Origin of the sequence: Algoriphagus vanfongensis DSM 17529, from assembly GCF_000429465.1 — a bacterium.
GTDB classification, from domain to species: Bacteria; Bacteroidota; Bacteroidia; order Cytophagales; family Cyclobacteriaceae; genus Algoriphagus; species Algoriphagus vanfongensis.
The window spans coordinates 387,558-405,848 of the sequence record NZ_AUBX01000011.1; the positions used below are offsets into that span (position 1 = coordinate 387,558).

The 18,291-nt window shown below is 43.8% G+C and carries 16 protein-coding genes and 1 tRNA gene; 8 read left to right on the forward strand and 9 right to left on the reverse strand.

Translation table 11 applies throughout. From position 1 onward, the window contains the following. Positions 1-57 precede the first annotated feature (57 nt). Together G460_RS0110675 and G460_RS0110680 are read left to right on the forward strand one after the other, a co-directional pair. The gene (locus tag G460_RS0110675) at positions 58-1,353 is read left to right on the forward strand and encodes an aspartate kinase (RefSeq protein WP_026955345.1); all 1,296 of its coding nucleotides are present in this window, start codon (positions 58-60) and stop codon (positions 1,351-1,353) included. 43 nt (positions 1,354-1,396) lie between these two features. Next, positions 1,397-2,509 carry a Gfo/Idh/MocA family protein gene (locus tag G460_RS0110680; protein ID WP_026955346.1) on the forward strand — a complete coding sequence of 371 codons (1,113 nt, stop codon included), beginning with the start codon at positions 1,397-1,399 and terminating at the stop codon, positions 2,507-2,509. 14 nt (positions 2,510-2,523) lie between these two features. Here G460_RS0110680 and G460_RS0110685 read toward each other — a convergent pair whose 3' ends face one another. Then, positions 2,524-3,396, reverse strand: coding sequence for a fructosamine kinase family protein (locus tag G460_RS0110685; protein WP_026955347.1), 873 nt, complete (start codon positions 3,394-3,396; stop codon positions 2,524-2,526). Next, complete coding sequence (locus G460_RS0110690; RefSeq protein ID WP_026955348.1) at positions 3,389-3,874, reverse strand: low molecular weight protein-tyrosine-phosphatase; 486 nt, start codon at positions 3,872-3,874, stop codon at positions 3,389-3,391. The genes G460_RS0110685 and G460_RS0110690 overlap by 8 nt, the downstream gene beginning before the upstream one ends. Before the next feature lie 173 nt (positions 3,875-4,047). On the opposite strand from G460_RS0110690, the gene G460_RS0110700 reads away from it, so the two are divergent. From G460_RS0110700 to panB, 4 genes are read left to right on the forward strand one after another with little or no spacing between them, the layout of a single operon-like run. Next, positions 4,048-5,292, forward strand: a complete 1,245-nt coding sequence (locus G460_RS0110700) for a 3-deoxy-D-manno-octulosonic acid transferase (protein ID WP_026955349.1) — start codon at positions 4,048-4,050, stop codon at positions 5,290-5,292. Then, the gene (rsgA, locus tag G460_RS0110705) at positions 5,289-6,212 is read left to right on the forward strand and encodes a ribosome small subunit-dependent GTPase A (RefSeq protein ID WP_026955350.1); all 924 of its coding nucleotides are present in this window, start codon (positions 5,289-5,291) and stop codon (positions 6,210-6,212) included. Before G460_RS0110700 ends, rsgA begins: the two co-directional genes overlap by 4 nt. Before the next feature lie 54 nt (positions 6,213-6,266). Then, positions 6,267-6,758, forward strand: a complete 492-nt coding sequence (locus G460_RS0110710) for a phosphoribosyltransferase family protein (protein ID WP_245578723.1) — start codon at positions 6,267-6,269, stop codon at positions 6,756-6,758. 8 nt (positions 6,759-6,766) lie between these two features. Beyond that, positions 6,767-7,588: a 3-methyl-2-oxobutanoate hydroxymethyltransferase gene (panB, locus tag G460_RS0110715; RefSeq protein ID WP_026955352.1), complete on the forward strand. Its 822-nt coding sequence runs from the start codon at positions 6,767-6,769 to the stop codon at positions 7,586-7,588. A 29-nt stretch (positions 7,589-7,617) separates the two neighbouring features. On the opposite strand, the gene G460_RS0110720 is transcribed toward panB, so the two are convergent. From G460_RS0110720 to G460_RS0110745, 6 genes are all read right to left on the reverse strand, one after another. Then, complete coding sequence (locus tag G460_RS0110720; protein ID WP_026955353.1) at positions 7,618-8,826, reverse strand: glycoside hydrolase family 57 protein; 1,209 nt, start codon at positions 8,824-8,826, stop codon at positions 7,618-7,620. Continuing rightward, entirely contained in the window at positions 8,823-10,112 is a 1,290-nt protein-coding gene (locus tag G460_RS0110725; protein ID WP_026955354.1) for a glycosyltransferase family 4 protein, read from the reverse strand. Before G460_RS0110725 ends, G460_RS0110720 begins: the two co-directional genes overlap by 4 nt. Before the next feature lie 14 nt (positions 10,113-10,126). After that, on the reverse strand, positions 10,127-12,043 hold the full coding sequence (locus G460_RS0110730) for an amylo-alpha-1,6-glucosidase (RefSeq protein WP_026955355.1): 1,917 nt from the start codon (positions 12,041-12,043) through the stop codon (positions 10,127-10,129). 111 nt (positions 12,044-12,154) lie between these two features. Continuing rightward, positions 12,155-12,295 (reverse strand): hypothetical protein, encoded by a 141-nt coding sequence (locus tag G460_RS23325; RefSeq protein ID WP_169817511.1) that lies wholly within the window; start codon positions 12,293-12,295, stop codon positions 12,155-12,157. Positions 12,296-12,386: 91 nt separating this feature from the next. Beyond that, positions 12,387-12,462 (reverse strand) — tRNA-His (locus G460_RS0110740). An 81-nt stretch (positions 12,463-12,543) separates the two neighbouring features. Further along, a complete protein-coding gene (locus tag G460_RS0110745) occupies positions 12,544-13,884 on the reverse strand; it encodes a dihydroorotase (protein WP_026955356.1) in 1,341 nt (446 codons plus the stop codon). A 37-nt stretch (positions 13,885-13,921) separates the two neighbouring features. On the opposite strand from G460_RS0110745, the gene G460_RS0110750 reads away from it, so the two are divergent. Together G460_RS0110750 and G460_RS0110755 are read left to right on the forward strand one after the other, a co-directional pair. Continuing rightward, positions 13,922-15,271, forward strand: a complete 1,350-nt coding sequence (locus tag G460_RS0110750; RefSeq protein ID WP_026955357.1) for a DEAD/DEAH box helicase — start codon at positions 13,922-13,924, stop codon at positions 15,269-15,271. 143 nt (positions 15,272-15,414) lie between these two features. Then, a complete protein-coding gene (locus tag G460_RS0110755; protein ID WP_026955358.1) occupies positions 15,415-16,593 on the forward strand; it encodes an alpha/beta fold hydrolase in 1,179 nt (392 codons plus the stop codon). Between the two features lie 141 nt (positions 16,594-16,734). Here G460_RS0110755 and G460_RS0110760 read toward each other — a convergent pair whose 3' ends face one another. Then, positions 16,735-18,231, reverse strand: a complete 1,497-nt coding sequence (locus tag G460_RS0110760; RefSeq protein WP_026955359.1) for a M28 family metallopeptidase — start codon at positions 18,229-18,231, stop codon at positions 16,735-16,737. Between the last annotated feature and the right edge of the window lie 60 nt (positions 18,232-18,291).

An 18,291-nucleotide genomic window follows, 5' to 3' on the forward strand; every position in this document is an offset into this window, starting at 1 on the left:
TCTTAGAAAAATACAATTTATAGAGTTTCTTATCTTCGAAAATAGAAATAAAAACGGATGACAAAAATAGAAATATACAAATTTGGGGGAGCTTCTGTCAAAGATGCTGAATCAGTCAAAAACATGGCTATTATTTTGCGTAATCGATTGCGAAAAAATATGCTAATTGTAGTTTCTGCGATGGGTAAAACCACCAATGCTTTGGAGAAAATCTTGGAACTGCGTGTTTCAAATCAAGATATTTCTGAAAATAGTTCAATTATAAAATCCTTTCACATCGAGATATGTAAAGGATTGTTTGAGTCAGGTCATCGGATATTTTCCCAAGTAGAAAACTATTTCATCCAATTGGACAAAATGTTGGATGCTGATGTGACGCCGCAGAATTATGATGAATCTTACGATCAGATCGTTTCCTTTGGAGAGCTGATCAGTAGCCGCATTGTCATGGAGTACCTGTGTGATCAGGGGATGGTTTGTCTGTGGCAGGATGCCCGAGAGCTGATTATGACATCCAGTGATTATCGCTTTGCCGCGGTCAATTGGGAGAAAACTAAGCGTAATTGTGAGCAAATGCTTCGGCCTAAATTAGAGCAATTTCCTATTGTCACGCAGGGTTTTATAGGTGCTGATGGCAAAGGCCGGACGACGACTTTGGGAAGGGAAGGGTCTGATTTTACAGCGGCAATTCTTGCTAGTAGCCTGAAGGCAAAGGCAGTGACGATTTGGAAAGATGTGCCAGGTGTGCTACATGTGGATCCGAAAGTTTTTAGCGGAGCAAAGCTTTATGAGGAGTTAGATTACTTGCAGGCTGCCCAGATGACCTATTATGGAGCGTCTGTGATTCATCCCAAAACAATCAAGCCTTTGGCTAACCTGAAGATTCCTCTCTTTGTTAAATCGTTTTTGGAGCCAGATGCTCCAGGTACAAAGATTCATGCCACTGGTCAGAAAAATCCCCTTCCTTCCATTATTTTGAAGCGGAAGCAGGCGATGATTTCATTTCGGGTGACAGATTTTACATTTATCGAAGAGCGACACATCCACCAGATCTATGGTCAGCTAGATGGACTGAGCTTGCGGGTGAATATGCTTCAGACTTCGCCTGTCGGGGTCACTATTATCGTAGATCACCAGCTTTTCAAATTGCAAAAGCTTATTTCTTCTTTAGATAAGGTCTTTTCTATCCGTTATAATGAAAACCTGGACCTGCTGACGATTCTCAATTACGAAGAAGGAGGATGGGGTCATTTGACGGATGGATTGGAGATTTTACTCGAGCAAAGGACAAGAAATACCATTCAGATTGTGACCCGAAATTTGAACCCTGTCAAAGAAGCAGAGAATGGTTGAAATTCTGTAATTTGAGAATCAAACCATTTTAACCTATTTCTTAATGAGCTCCAGAAGAATTTTTCTCCACCAAGCAAGTTTATCCGCATTAGCTATGACTATTCCCTCATTACCGAATTTTGCCGAAGCCATGTCGTCCCGCAATGATCAAGAAGGAGTCTTGCGTGTTGCGATCATGGGACTTGGAAGCTATGGCACACGTGTGGCCCAAGCGATGGAAAGTTCAAAAAGAGCTAAGGTAGTAGGAGTCATCAGCGGCACCCCTTCCAAGGTCGAAAACTGGAAGAAGAAATATGGCATTCCGGACAAGAACTGCTACAATTATGAAAATTTTGATGCCATCAAAGACAACCCTGACATAGATGCTGTCTACGTGATCACTCCCAATGCTTTGCATAAAGAGCAATCCATCCGGGTAGCAAAAGCTGGAAAACATGTGATTTGTGAAAAGCCGATGGCAATCAATGCCGCGGAAGCCAAGGAAATGGTCACAGCTTGTGAAGAAGCCGGTGTCAAGTTGTTGATTGGATATCGCTTGCATTTTGAAGCCAATACGCTCAAGGTTGTCAATATGAGAAAGGCTGGAGACTTTGGTGACATTAAGTTTTTTCAGGGTCTGAGTGGTTTTATGATCGGAGATCCGACGCAGTGGCGACTCGATCCGGCTCTTTCTGGAGGTGGAGCGATGATGGACATCGGGATCTATTCGATCAATGGTGCCCGCTATATGGTCGGAGAGGAGCCTATCTGGGTGACGGCCCAAGAAGTCAAAACCGACCCGGTCAAATTCAAAGAGGGGATAGATGAAACTATTACGTTTCAGCTTGGATTTCCTTCAGGAGTAGTAGCTTCTTGCCTCTCTACTTATAGTCAAAACAATCTGGATAAGTTTTTCTTAAATGGCACGAAGGGTTTTGCGGAGATGCAGCCATCTACAGGATATGGGCCGATCAAAGGGCGGACTCATCAAGGGGCGCTCGATGAGCCACATATCATGCATCAGACTGTCCAAATGGATCAAATGGCCGGGATTATTTTGGATGGGGCGGAGCCTCCAATTCCAGTTGATGGGAGGGAAGGCTTGAAAGACATGGTGATTATCGATGCGATTTTTGAAGCGGTGAAGACTGGCGGTAAAGTGGCGATTTCGGTTTGAGCATCCATTCCTGCTTACTGAAATCTTCTCAGGATCTTTTCGATGCCGGGGAGATAGGCGCTACCAAAAAGATTCAAATGAACCAATAAGGGATAGAGGTTGTAGATTCCCATTCGGGATTCAAAGTCTGGCTCGAGAGGTAATACGGATTCGTAACTTTCATAAAATCGTGCATCAAAACCTCCGAAAAGTCTGCTAAAAGCCAGGTCCATTTCCCGATGACCAAAATAAATAGCAGGATCTATCAGGCAGGGTTGTCCTTCCACGGTGCTGATGACATTGCCTGACCAAAGATCCCCGTGCACGAGTGATGGTTTCTCCTCGGGGAAAATGGATTGAAGCTTGGGGTAGATTTCCTGAAACTTTTTAAGAAAATCCAAGGGAATCAATCGGTCAAAATATGCTTTTCCAAGAAGTGGTTCCAAGCGTTGCTCCACAAAAAAGTCGAGCCAGGAGCTGGAATCCATGTTTTTTTGTGGGAGCGAGGCGATGAAATTATCCTCTTCAAGTCCGAAGCTAGATCGATGACTCAAGTGAAGATGAGCGAGTCCTAGTCCCAAATTTTCCCAATAGTCGAGTTGAAAGCGTTCGGAATGAATGAACTCGGAAAGCAAATAGTTGTAGTCTCCTATCCTGCCGCAACCATAGACTTCTGGTACTTTTAGGAAGGTCGCTTTTCTGAGTCTTTGGAGGCCGGAAGCTTCTTGCTGCAAAATGGCCTTTTCATGCTCAAAATTCAATTTTAAGAAAAAAGTGCCTTCGTTAGTTTCTAGGCGGATGCCCTGATTGTGATTGCCGGCGGCTACTACAGAGGCTGATTTGAATTCGGCAAAAGGGCCAAGGTTTTGTTGGAGTACTTGCTCATACAGTCCCCGGAGTTCATGCATAGATTTGGTGATTCTCCTTCACTTTGTTAAGAAAGTGATCGATGGCATCATCCAATATTCTGTAGATTTCTAAAAAGCCATCTTCTCCGCCATAGTAGGGGTCAGGAACAGATAGGCCTTGCTCACCCATGGCAAAATCTCGCATCAAAAAAATCTCCTTTTCTGGGAAGCCATAGCGAACTTTGAGATTGTTGAGGTTTCGCAGATTGGAGTCGTCCATGGCGATGATGTAGTCAAAGTCCCTAAAGTCCGTTCTGTTTACCTGTCTTCCACGGTGATTGACAGGGATGCTATGAGCCTGAGCACATTTGATGGTTCTCTCATCGGGGAGTTCGCCGATGTGAAAATCCGAGGTGCCGGCACTATCTGACTTCAAATAGGTGCTGATCCCCAAGTTTTTTATTTTTTGATCAAAAATAGCCTCCGCAAGAGGAGACCTACAAATATTACCTAGACAGACAAATAAAACTTTAATCATTAGAAAATTACGCTACAAATAGGTGCCGGAATCAACAATAGCTTTGAAAATAGTCAATTTTTAGGGTTAATTCACCTTGGTTGATTCAATTTTAGAATTTTATTTCTGGAATATAGCCTTGCATTTGGCAGCAAAAAGAAAGAGAATGTTGATGGAAAACCTAATTTTGGACTATGAAGTGGATTTATAGTTTTGGGATAGGTCTGATCCAGATTTTGCTACCGGTACTGGCTATATTTTTTTCAAAAATGAGGCTTTTTTGGGAAGGGCGAAAGGATCTTTTTCAAAGACTTTTAAATTTTCGTAGTCAGAACCCGGGAAAACTCATTTGGTTTCATGTCGCTTCACTAGGTGAATATGAGCAAGCTAAGCCTGTCATAGCCCTGCTAAAAAGTACCTATCCAGACTCCTTGATAGTTGTCAGTTTTTTTAGTCCATCTGGCTATGTTCCCGCCACGAAAAAGGCCCAAGAGCACGTGGATTATGTTTGTTATCTGCCGTTGGATAGTGCTCACAATGCTAAGAAAATGCTGGACATTCTTTCTCCTCAGCTCGTCTTTTTTGTCAAGTACGACCTGTGGTATCATTATTTGAAAGAGATCAAAACGCGAAATATTCCTTTGTATCTTATTGCAGCTTCCTTTAGACCGGATCAGATTTACTTTCGAAGACCAGGTTTTTTTAGAGACATGATCTTTCGTTTTGATCAAATTTTCACATCCAACCAAAAGACAAGAGATCTGCTACAGGGGATCCAGTATTCCGCTCATAGTTTAGCCGGGGATACCCGCTTTGATAGGGTGCAGCAAAATGCAATGCATCGAAAGTCTTTTCCTCAAATTCAGACCTGGGCCGGGCAAGAACCAGTCATTGTACTGGGTTCAGTCTGGCAGGAAGATATGGATTTGTTGATTCCTTTGATCGAGTCTCACGCAGCCTATAAATGGATCATAGCCCCCCATGATATCCGCTCTCCGCACCTTCGTGAGTGGTCTGAGCAGCTATCTCAAAAAAGTATTTTTTATTCCCAATGGGACCAGTTGGAGGATAGTCGTGTGCTGTTGATTGACAATATTGGTATGTTGAGTTCCTTGTATCAATTTGCGCAAGTTGCCTATGTCGGTGGTGCATTCGGCGAAGGGCTTCACAATATTCTGGAGCCTTTGGGCTTTGGTGTGCCAGTGATCTTTGGAAAAGTAAAAAAAGCAAGTAAGTTTCCCGAAGCAGATGAAGCTGTGCAGCGACAGTGTGGTTTTTCTGTCTCTGATGAGAAGGAGTTGAATCAAGTGTTTGAGAGATTGATGAAGGGGGAGAATCATCAAAATGCAGTGAAACATGCCCATGAATGGGTGAATTCGCAAGTAGGTGCGGCTCAGAGGATTCTTGATTTTGTCAAAGAAAAACATCCTGAACTATGAAAGGAAGAGTGATCAAATCGACCGGAAGTTGGTATACAGTCTTGTCCGAGGGGCGCTATATCCAGACCCGACTGAAGGGGAAATTTAAGCAGGGAAACCTGAAGCTGACCAATCCGATAGCGGTGGGTGACTGGGTGGAGATCGAGATGGAGCCGGGGCAGGAGACTGCGATAATCAGAAGTATTCTTCCCAGAGAAAATTATGTGATCCGGAAGTCTACTCGGAAGCAACATTTTTCTCATATCATTGCCAGCAATCTTGATCAGGCGATTTTGGTGGTGACGATGAAGAATCCCCGAACTTCTCTGGGTTTTATAGATCGTTTTTTGGTGAGTACGGAGAGTTTTCGACTTCCTGCGATACTGATTGTCAACAAAGTGGACCTTCTAGCAGGAGAAGATGCAGCGGAATGGCTGCAAGACTTGCATGAGATCTACGAGCCTCTTGGCTATCCTGTGTTGGAAGTTTCTGCATTGAACGACTCAGATCTTTCTGATAAAATGAGTGCACTGCTTCAGGGCAAATCCAGTTTGATATCCGGTCACTCCGGGGTGGGCAAGTCTACTTTGCTCAATAGGCTCGTGCCGGACGCTAGACAGGATACACAAGAGATTTCTGGGTATAGCAGCAAAGGAGTGCATACCACGACGTTTGCCGAGATGTTTTTCCTCAACGAAGGAGGGGATCTGATCGATACTCCGGGGATCAAGGAATTTGGGATTCTGGAAGTGGAAGAAACTGAGCTTTCCCATTATTTTCCGGAGATGAGAGCATACCTGGGAGAGTGCAAGTACAACAACTGCAAGCATACCCATGAGCCGGGCTGTGTGATTGTGCAAAAAGTGGAAGAGGGTTATATTCACCCATATCGCTACCAGAGCTATCTGAATATCCTCAACGAAGAAGATTCCCATCGCTAAGAAATATTTTGAAAGCAGGCTATTTTGGCCTAATTTTCACCTTTGAAACAGACCATGAGCGAAGTACTCAATCACGAACAAATCCGGAAAAAAATCACCCGGATGGCCTTTGAAATCTACGAAAGAAACATCTACTCTGGAGGAGTCGTCCTAGCTGGGATTACAGGCATGGGGACTACTCTTTCCCATCTATTGGCCAAAGAGCTTACAGCTATTTCAAGCATTGCAATAGAAGAAGTGGAGGTGATTTTAGATAAAAAGGATGTCTCCAAATCTGAAGTGAAACTCTCGGCCCCGATTAGCCTGAGTGGCAAAACACTCGTGCTGGTAGATGATGTCCTGAATACCGGAAGAACTTTGGCATTTGCAATGAAGCCATTTTTGAAAGAGGATATCAACAAGATGGAATTGGCAGTATTGGTCAATCGTGCTCACGGATTGTTCCCTTTCAGGCCCGATTATACAGGTTACGAACTGTCTACCACCCTCAATGAACATATCAAGGTGGATTTCAGTGGAGAAAACTATTCGGTACACCTTCATTAAAAAATACTATGTCAGTTCATCAATCAGCGTCGGCCAAAAGGATTACTACACATATCCTACAGGAAATGAAAGACAGAGGAGAGAAGATCTCCATGTTGACAGCCTATGATTATTCCATGGCCAAAATCGTCGATGAGGCGGGGATGGATATCATCTTGGTCGGAGATTCCGCTTCCAATGTGATGGCAGGTCATGAGACTACATTGCCGATTACTTTGGATCAAATGATTTATCATGCGAGCTCGGTAGTGAGGGCAGTCAAGCGTTCATTTGTGGTAGTTGACATTCCATTTGGAAGCTATCAGGGAAATAGCTCGGAAGCGCTGAGATCTGCGATCCGGATAATGAAGGAATCAGGAGCGCATGCAGTCAAAGTAGAAGGTGGTGCAGAGATCAAAGAGTCGGTGATCCGGATATTGAGTGCTGGAGTGCCTGTGATGGGGCACTTGGGTTTGACTCCTCAGTCGATTTATAAGTTTGGTACCTATACCGTGCGGGCTAAAGAAGAGGCGGAGGCGGAAAAGCTGCTAGAAGATGCCAAGATGCTGGAAGAAGTAGGGTGCTTTGCGGTAGTATTGGAAAAGATACCTGCAAAACTTGCGAGGAAAGTATCTGAATCTGTGTCTATTCCGGTGATTGGTATCGGGGCAGGAGGCCATGTCGACGGGCAGGTGTTGGTGATCCATGATTTATTGGGGATCACACAAGAGTTTAAACCGCGATTTTTGAGACAATATGCCGATTTGCAGCAGGTGATGGCGGATGCTTTCAAAGGCTATATTCGAGATGTCAAAAGCAAGGATTTTCCCAATGATTCGGAAAGTTATTAAAGAAAAAAGGAGCTTGAAGCTCCTTTTTTTTATGCGATCATTTCTTGTTTTGACTTCTCTTTGACACGAAGGACAAAGTCACTCAGCACATTCATGTAGTTGATAAATGCATCATAGGGAGTGTCGTAGGGACTAAAGTAGGAATGGATATCTCCGTCTGAAAAGAACTTGGTACACATATAGTAAAAGTGATCCGAGGTTTGTAGGTAGTTCCAGTCTCTGAGGATATCCGGGTCATTGGTTTTCTTGACCAAATGCTCGAGTTCATAGAGTCTGTCAAATGCCTCGTCCTGGAGGTCATTTCCCAGCCATGCAGTCAGATCACGCTCCTCATCAGCCCAGGAGATCGGCGTAGGCACGTGGATGGCACTGATAGCGGGCACATGTTCCAATATTTCTGAAGGAGTGGCAAATCCAAAATCGGTTTGTTTGAAGACTGCTTCAGGCAGTGCTCTCATAAAATCAAAAATGCCTGTCTCAGCCCATTGGTGTTCTCCAAAAGTCTCGTAATCCATGAATAGATTAAGTACTTGTTCGTTTTTGGGTATGGCATTGATCCAATTGATAAACTTATCTACAGTCAGAGGGTAGTCTTCCCAGGTTTTATTGCTAAAACGGAAGGCGATGTCGTCCGAAAGTCTGAAGTTTTTTAGCAATACTTTTAGATCAGGGTTGATGGAGTTATGATAGACGTAGTTAGGGCTTTTCCATCCCAATACGTGCTTGGCTCCTTCGGTCAAAATACCTTTAAAGCCCATTTCGGAGACCATTTCACCAATTTTGTCTGAATAAATGAGCTCCGTATTTCTAAAGACCTGAGGTGTATAGCCGTCGAATAGCTGCTGAATTTTATCCCGATGCTGCCCGACTATGGCTCCAAACTCATCTTTGCTTTTGAGTGATGCAAGGCTATGGCTGAAGGTTTCGCTAAGTAATTCTACACTGCCTGTTTGTACTAGTTTCTGAAAGCTCTCAAGCACATCTGGGGCATATGTTTCCAGCTGATCCATAAAAGTGCCAGAGAAAGAAAAAGTCACCTTGAACTGTCCCGGATATTGCTGGATCAGGTCGAGCAGAAGGGAGTTCATGGGGAGATAGCATTTGTAAGCAATTTTGCGGAGAACGCTTCTATTGAGAAAATCATCCCAATAGTAGTGGTCATCTCCGATGTCAAAAAAGCGAAAAGGCTTGAGCCGGTAAGGCTGGTGAACCTGAAAATAAAAGCAGATCTTTCTCATGGTCTAGTGGATAAAGTTTTCTCGTATACAGTCACCAGTTTGGCAGCGACATGTTCCCATTTTAATTTTTTCAGTTCCTGACTTCCCATTTCTTTGAACATCCGGGAGATCCCTTGGTAATGCAAGAGCGCAAAGATCGAGTCGGCCATAGAGTCTATATCCCAGAAGTCGATTTTGATAGCATTGGTCAGGACTTCTGCGACGCCAGATTGCTTGGAGATGATGACGGGGGTATTGTGTCGGACGGCCTCCAGAGGAGATATTCCAAAAGGCTCCGATACCGACGGCATCACGTAGACGTCTGATATCGCATACATGTGGTCTACATCATCTCCTTTCAAAAATCCCGTAAAGTGAAATTTATTGGCTATTCGGAGTTCGGCTACCCGATCAATCATTCTATTTAGCAGGTCACCTGAGCCGGCCATGACGAAGCGTACGTTTGGATCCCTGTCCAAAACTTTTTTGGCTGCTTCGACAAAGTATTCCGGTCCTTTTTGGAAAGTGATTCTCCCGAGAAAAGTGACGATTTTTTCAGGCACCTTCTTATTGTATCGGGATTTGATGATGCTGGCATCTAGTACCGCATTGTGCAAAACACTGACTTTTTCGGCAGGCACTCCATATTTGGTGATAATGGTGTTTTTGGTCAATTGACTGACGGCTACTACGTGATCGGCGGAATGCATTCCTGCTCGTTCGATGTCATAGACGGGTTGGTTGACTGACTGTCCAGATCGGTCAAACTCTGTCGCATGGACGTGGGCTACCAGTGGTTTGCCAGATATTTCTTTGGCGGCAATCCCCGCAGGAAAAGAAAGCCAATCATGAGCATGGATGATGTCGAAATCTGTGCGGTCTCTAGCTATTTGGGCTCCCGTGAGAGCGTAGCGACTGACTTCTTCCATCAGGTTTTTGCCATATTTTCCGCTAAACTGGTATTTGGTAGAAAAGATACTGTCATCCAGATCCATGCGGTCATGCAAGGCGTAGTCCGTGAATTTTTTGTATTCTTCCGGTCCAAGATATGGGACCAAGAAACTGCTCACTTCCAGATATGTAAGGTTTTTCCAGATTTTTTTGAAGCGTTTTTCGCGATAGTCGATCGATACATCGCTCCCATTGACAAAGTCAGCGAGGGGTTCCTCATCTCCCCATAATTTTGGCACCACAAAAATGATGTCTTGATTGTGATGGGCAAGACCTTTCACGAGCCCATAGCAGGCTGTGCCTAATCCTCCAGAAATATGCGGCGGGAACTCCCAGCCAAACATCAATACCTTCATAAAAAAAGTGGTTCTTATATTCTTTTGACCAATTCCATAATTCTCAACAATTCGGCAATACTCCATGCTTGGGAAACGGCTCCCTTGGGTCTGTGAGGTGGATCGCCGTCAAAAATTTCAGCGACTGTTCCTACTCCGTATTGAGTCATGACTCCATCAAATCCCTTGAGGATTTTTTCAATAAATCCCTTTGCCGATTTGCCATGAAGCTTGATGTATCCTTCTACAAAATGCCCCAATGGCCATACCCATACGGTGCCATTGTGATATGCTTGATCCCGGCTGATCTGATCTCCGAAATAGTAGCCTTTGTAAGCTGGGTCTTCAGGAGAAAGGGTTCGCAGACCTCGGGTGGTTAATAGGGTGGATTTTGCCAGTTCTAAAATCTGGTCATTTTGGGATTCATTCAGCATGGTGTAGGGAAGGGATGTCGCAAACACCATGTTTGGGCGGATAGCCCAGTCTTTGAAGTCGGCTCCGACGACGTCTGCCAGATATCCTTTTTCTTTACTCCAAAATTCTTTGACAAAGGAGGCGTTTACTTTCTCTGCCAATTCAAGAACACTTTCGTCCCCGCTGAGCTCGTGATAAAAGCAAAGTGCATTGTACCACAAGGCTTGGATCTCTACTGGACAGCCAACTCGTGCTGTCACAGGGCCATCTGGGGTGACTGCATCCATCCATGTCAGCGCGATTGATTCCTCGCCACCATAGATCAGTCCATTGTCGAGCATGTGGATGTTGAAGTCCGTTCCGTTTTGATAGCCTTCTATGATGCCTTTGAGTTTATCAAGATACCTATTCTTGACTGTATTACTATCTCCTGTGAAAAATATGTATTGCTGCAGTGCCCAAAAAAACCATAGTGGCGCATCCATTGAGTTCATATTGGTGAAAGTGCCACTGCCGACATTTGGGAATAGAGGACCATGGAGGTCTTGGGCCATGGTGTCCATGATGTCCAGAAATGTATCCTTATCACCCACTGCCAATGTCAATCCTGGTGCTGCAATAAAGGTGTCTCTTCCCCACCACCCAAACCAAGGGTAGCCGGCGATGACTCGAGTGTCACCATTTCTTTTGCGGATAAATTGGCTTGCAGAGTTTTTGAGGCAGTTTTCGAAGTTGCTTCTGGGGATTCTTCGAGAGATTTCTTTGTCGAAGGCTCGCTGTCTGGTCTGAGGATCTGCATCTGTCAGTCCGGCTGAAAAAATGACCGATTCGCCTTTTGCGATGTCAAATTCGAAGTAGCCCGGTACAAACAAATCTTCTTGATAGTCGTAGCCTCTTTCCCTTTCTAGGATATACTCCACATTGTGATACCAAGCTGGATCAGAAATGAACTCGTTTGGTTTGGAAAGCTGCATGTACAGCGGGTCGTAGATCGGGTAGAGACGAAATTTGACTCCACAGTCTACGACTTCAAATTCCTTCTGAATATCAGAGTTTTCTTTGCACAGTGTATGGTAGCCTCTGAATGCCAAGAAAGGAGCTATACGCAACTTGGTAGGAGAGTGTGCTTCTAGCAAGGTGTAGCGGATCATCACGCGATCTCTATTGGTGTCTAGGATCAATTCTTTTTGAATCAAGACACCTCCGACCCGATAGGTCAATTTGGGGATGGGTTCTGAGTCGTAGTCTTCCAGGTATTTGTGGCCTCTAGGGGAGTAGTTTCCGGGGAATTTGCTAATGCCCAGATTAAATTTGGAGCCGTGCTGGATGACCGTTTCGTGGACTGTCGAGAGGAATACGTGGTTTTGGGAGTCTATCTGAGGCTGTGGAGCGACCAGCAGGCCATGGTACTTTCTGGTGTTGCACCCGATGATGGTAGTGCTGGTGTAAGTACCGGAGCGATTGGTCCGAATCGTCTCTCTATCTAAAGAGTAATTCAGATTAATTAACTGCGTTTTGTCAAAATGGATATAACTCATAGGGCCTAGATTGTAGCCCATTAAAATAGAGTTTTGTATCCAGAGAAAAAATCAATTGCAAAAAAATAAAGGTTATGTTTCCATAACCTTTATTTGCTTGCTCTTGTCAGATTAAGAGTGTACAGCTTCTTTTTGGATCTCATCCAAATTGCGGAGAGATTCTTCGAATTTCACCACGTAACTTTTTACAGTTGGGATATCCACGGGTTTGACTACCGGGAATTTCGGTGAGGATTTAAACAAAGTAAACATCTCAAGTTGGTTTAGTTTGAGCAAATTTTGTCAAATGTTGTGCCAATCGCACCCCTATTAAAACAAAAAACCCCTCGATAGGAGGGGTTTTGGGTGAAAGACCGGGTTCGAACCGGCGACCTCTGGTGCCACAAACCAGCGCTCTAACCAGCTGAGCTACAATCACCATTTTAATTCTCTTGAGAACTCCTTTCTCAATCGGTTGGCAAAGGTAAATAGTTTGCTTTATCGGAGCAAGAACTGAGGCTTTATTTTATGATAAAATTTAATCTTTCTCCTTTTTTGCTCTCGTCAAACTGGCCGTTTTCATAGACTAAATGTCCAGAAACGATCGTGTGACTCACTTTGGACTGGAAAGTATGCCCTTCAAACGGCGACCAGCCGCATTTGGCGAGGATATTTTCTTTGCTGACTGTCCAAGGATCGTTGAGATCTACCAGGACCAAATCTGCATGATAGCCTTCCCGGATGTAACCACGCTCTTCGATACGGAAGAGTTTGGCGACATTGTGACTCATTTTTTCAACGATTTTTTCAAGACTGATTTTGCCTTGGTGATAAAAATCCAACATCGCTACCAAGCTATGCTGAATCAATGGTCCTCCCGATGGAGCTTTGGTGTATACCTGATCTTTCTCTTCCAGTGTATGAGGTGCATGATCGGTAGCGATCACATCGATTTTGTCAGCAAGTACTCCTTCAAAAATCCCTTTGGCATCATCTGCCGTTTTGACAGCTGGATTCCATTTGATCAAGGTGCCTTTGGTGTCGTAATCTTTTTCAGAAAACCACATGTGGTGGATGCAGGCTTCCGCAGTTACATTTTTCTCTTCCAGTGGAATGGTATTGTCAAATAGCTCGAGCTCCTTGGCAGTGCTGATGTGAAGGATATGCAAGCGAGTTCCGTATTTCTTGGCCATGGCTACAGCTCTACTGGACGCGTCGTAGCAAGCTTCTTCTGATCTGATTTTCGGGTGGTACTTGACAGGGATGTCATCCCCGTATATTTCCTGAAAGGATTCCAGATTTGCCTTGATGATGTTGTCGTTTTCCGAATGGATGGCGATCAGCATCTTGCATTCTTTGAAAATCCCTTCCAAGACTTCCAGATTGTCAACCAACATATTCCCTGTAGAAGAACCTTGGAACACCTTGATGCCACAGATATTTTTGGGGTCTACTTTGAGGATTTCTTCCAGATTGTTATTTGTTGCGCCAAAAAAGAAAGAATAATTGGCCAAGGAAACCTCCTTTGCTCTCGCATATTTTTCTTCCAAAAGTGGAATAGTCACGGCTTGAGGTACTGTGTTGGGCATTTCCATGAAAGAAGTCGTCCCTCCAGCTACCCCAGCTTTGGCTTCGGTATAGATTTCTCCTTTATGCGTCAGTCCTGGCTCTCTAAAGTGTACTTGATCGTCGATGACTCCAGGAAGGAGGTATTTCCCTTCTGCGTTGATTGTTTTGTCAGCAGTAGTTCCTGCGAGATTTTCTCCGATTTTGACGATCCTTCCTCCTTCTACCAAAACATCTCCACGAAAGATCCGCCCCTCATTGACTATATTTGCACCGTTGATCAGAATACTTTTCATCATTTCGTTTTAAAATTTCTCCCAAAAATAAGGAATCATGACCAATGAGGCAGTAGGATTTGAGGCTTTTAAACTCAATAGGCAATTGCTCAATGCGATCGAGGAGGCAGGCTATACTGCTCCTACCGCTATTCAGGAAAAAGCAATTCCTTTGGCTTTGGCAGGTCATGATGTGCTGGGGATCGCCCAAACAGGCACAGGAAAGACTGCTGCCTATGTATTGCCGATCCTAATGAAAACCAAATATGCGCAGGGGACTTTGCCTAGAGCCTTGGTTCTAGCGCCTACCCGTGAGCTGGTGATGCAGATCGAAGAAGTCTGCAGCGATTTGGGGAAATACACAGGCTTAAGGGTGGTGTGTCTCTATGGAGGGATCGGACCCAAAACCCAAATTGAACAGATCGAAGCAGGTGTGGACATCATCATCGCTACTCCTGGTCGGTTTATGGATTTGTACAAGAAAGGGATCATACTGACCAAGGAGCTTAAAACCATGGTGTTGGATGAGGCGGATAAAATGATGGATATGGGTTTTATGCCTCAGATTCGGTCGATTCTGGAAGTGATTCCAGTGAAAAGGCAAAATCTTTTGTTTTCTGCCACCTTTGCTCCGCGTGTCGAAGGGCTTGCGGCTGAGTTTTTGGAGTTTCCAGAGAGGGTGGAGGTGACGCCTTCTGCCACCACGGCAGAGACCATTGCTCAGGTCAAATACTTTGTTCCAAATATTCGGACGAAGCTGTATCTGTTGGAGCATTTGCTGTTGCTGGAAGATGTCACTCGGGCGATTATTTTTACCCGAAGTCGTAAAAATGCAGAAGAAGTCTATCAGTTTCTTTCGAGATCCAAGTTCGGAGAGGTTCGTGTGATACATGCCAATAAAGGTCAAAATACCCGGATCAACTCGATGGATGATTTCAAGGCGGGGGATGTCCGGATTTTGGTGGCGACTGATGTCGCATCAAGAGGGCTGGACGTATCGATGGTTTCCCATGTGGTCAATTTCGATGTACCTTTGATCTATGAGGACTATGTTCATAGAATAGGCAGGACGGGACGTGCTGAAAATGTAGGGAAGGCAGTGACATTTATCAATCCTGCAGAAGCTTGGCACTTTGAAAGAATCGAAGGACTGATCCGGATGGAAGTGCCAGAATATCAAATCCCACAGCCTGTCACAGTGACGGAAACTCCCTTTGCTGAGAAGCAAATCTACGCCCGTGAATTGGATAAGCTGAAGCAGAAAGAAAATCCTGACTACAAGGGAGCTTTTCATGACAAAAAAGCCAGACCAAAGAAGAACATCGGAAAAGGAGAAAAAGTCAAAGCCAAAAAGTCCGGAAGCAAAAAGAACCGGAATCAGCTGAAGACAAAGAATCGGAAAAAATAGAAGGCAACTGAATTTAATGAAAAAGGGACTCTGACTAGAGTCCCTTTTTCATTAGTTAAAAGAGTTGAAAAATTGTCAGAGTCTTAGCTTTTAAAGATACTTTTCGAACTCAAGTTTTTTTTGGAGAATTCACTAGCGGTACAATGTCTTTAGCCTTGTTATACTTCTTCTTCCTTTATACTGGAATGGTACTTCAAGAGAGTTTTGATGAAGTCTCTGTTCCGCTGAACCATCATCTTTCAGATTCAAAAAGCATTACGATAGAAGTGGAGTATTTGACTTCTTTTGACGCTAGGAAGGAAACGGTGTTTCTAATTGAAGATGCATTTGATCTAGCTTTCAGAGGAGTGGAGATTACTGACAGGCTCTCTGGATCTTTCAATTTTGTACTTATTAGAGGTAGAAAATCTTCGAAAGAACTGTCGAAATGGCTTGGAAGAAATGGAGATGTCAATTATGCTGAGGCGTACTCTTTATTGAACCAAGATCAGGTAGTGCGGGATATTGAGGTGGTAAAGAAAAGACTAGTAGGGGATCAGCAGGTTCATCTTTTAGGGTATTCTGCCTCAGGGCTCACCATGCTGAGGTATGCGACGATGTTTCCGGATCAAGTGAGATCAATTTTGGTTTTTAGTCCTTTACTTTTCGAGGTTCAGAATAATTTGAGTTTTTGGACTTATACCAATCAAATAGATAAACTGAATCAGGAATACAGCTCGAAATTTATTCGCGATTTTGCATGGTATTCATCTTATGATTTTGAGGGATTTGCTAGTCAAGAGAGCAGAAAGTTAATGGAATTAGCATGTCTTGATTTCATGAAGAAAAAGCCATTTTACCCCGTTCCAGAAGCAAATGAATTGAACTTAGCTTTTCAGGTACGGGCATTTGAGTTGAGTTTTGGTATCAAATCTCAATTTTCAACCAGTGAGTCGCCTATTTTTAATGCATTGCTACAAGAGAGCGGGGCTTTTTGGGATGAGTACAACAGAAGCTCTTTTTCAGTGTTTGGAATCAATTATGACAGTGGATTGGATTATAGCGGTAAGTTGACAATCATCGGCTCAGCATTTGATTTGCTAGTGTCTCAAAAATCATATGATGTTCTGGCGGAGTTTTTTCCAAATCGAACGTTGATTCTGTTGAATGATGCCCATTCCTTTGCTCGACTGCAATCTTCGGGATTAACCTCAGATTTAATTAATGCATTTATTTCCGATGGGTTTGACAAAAAAGTAAAAGTCTATTCAGATTTGGAATATCAGCATTTGATTTATAAAAAATCTGATAATCGAAAGTTTCCAATACCAAAAATGTTTTGATAGAGAAAAGGCTAGCTCAAATCAATGAGCTAGCCTTTTTTATGAGTTTTGATACATCATCGGACATCCAACATCCAGCTTCCTGTCCAAAGAATCAAGGAGAAGTTGACTGGATGTCTTTTATCCATAAGAAATATTTATTTATCTCTCGCCTCTGGTATTTGTCCCGTCAACGCGAGTTCTATTTTCTCTGTTTGCCAAGTCCCAAGCAGTGTGGAAAATCAACTGGGCTCTTTTGGTCATCAATGGGAATTCGATTTTGTCCACCGTGTCAGTCACCTGATGGTAGTCGTCATGTACGCCATTGAAGAAAAAGATCACAGGGATGTCAAATTTGGCGAAGTTGTAGTGATCAGATCTGTAGTAGAACCTGTTGGGATCATCTTCCGCATCATATCTGTAGTCCAGGATCAAATCCGTATAAGTGATGTTGTTGTATTCATTGATTTTTTTCAAATCAGTGGATAGCATCTCAGAACCGATCACATATACATAATCCTTGTTCTCAGCATCTTGGTATTCGTAGTCGATACGACCAACCATGTCGATGTTGATATTGTTGACAGTGTTTGCGATAGGGAAGATTGGGTTTTCAGAGTAATACTGAGATCCCAAAAGACCTTTTTCTTCACCAGTTACATTCAAGAAAAGAATGGATCTTCTCGGCTTGTGACCTTCTTTGGCAGCCGTAGCGAATGCCTGAGCGATTTCCATGACGGAAACAGTACCGGAACCGTCATCATCAGCGCCATTGAAAACTTCACCGGTAGAGCTCACACCTACGTGGTCATAGTGGGAAGAAATCACGAGTACTTCTTCTTTCTTGTCAGTACCTTCCAAAAAGCCCAGCACATTGTAAGCTTCCACTGGAGTAGAGGATTTTTCTACCTGATATTTTACTTTTTGAGAAGCGATAGCTTCAGGATTGCTTTTTGCAGCTTCTTTCAATTCCTCGACGGAAGTTTCGAAAAGCTCGCCCATTTTGTCAGAGCTGACCATGAAGATCGGTCTTTGTTCCACTTCTTTTTCGAAACCGATACGGCCTTTGCCAGATAGCGTCTTGTATCTGTTGGCGATTCGGTCAAAGTTGGCTTGACCTTCCATGCTTACGATGACGATACCGGCTGCACCCGCATCCATCACTTTGCTCACAAGACCGTTGCTTCTCTCGCCTACTGCCCAGATACCTACTAGTTTGCCAGTGACATCTACTTTTGCTAGATTTTCGTCGTTGGCCAATCCTAAGAAAACCAATTCAGATTTAGCAGCTTTTTTCAGGTTGCCATCTCCGATGAAGACATAATCTTCGTTTTCTACCAGTTTGTTTTTGCCTACCTGCAGGCTTACATTTTCAAACTTGGTGCTAACCAATGGGACAGCCTGAAAATATTTTCCGTCTACAGGGCCAGTAAGGCCTAGATCCTTGTAGAAATCCGCCAGATAATTCGCTGCGATAAGGCCTTCGGGTGAACCTGTATCTCTTCCTTTCATCTCATCGGATGCCAAGAAAGTCAGGTATTCTGTCAAGTCTTCTGCCGTGATGGTATTGGCATATTTGACCTGAACCGGATTTTGCGCCATGGTCCCTAGGGAAAGTCCCAAGGCCAAGGCTCCGGTCAATGCTAATTGTTTTTTCATAGCTGATATTTTGAATTTGGCCCCTAAGCTAGACAATTTTTTCAGGCAGCCATCAAAGGA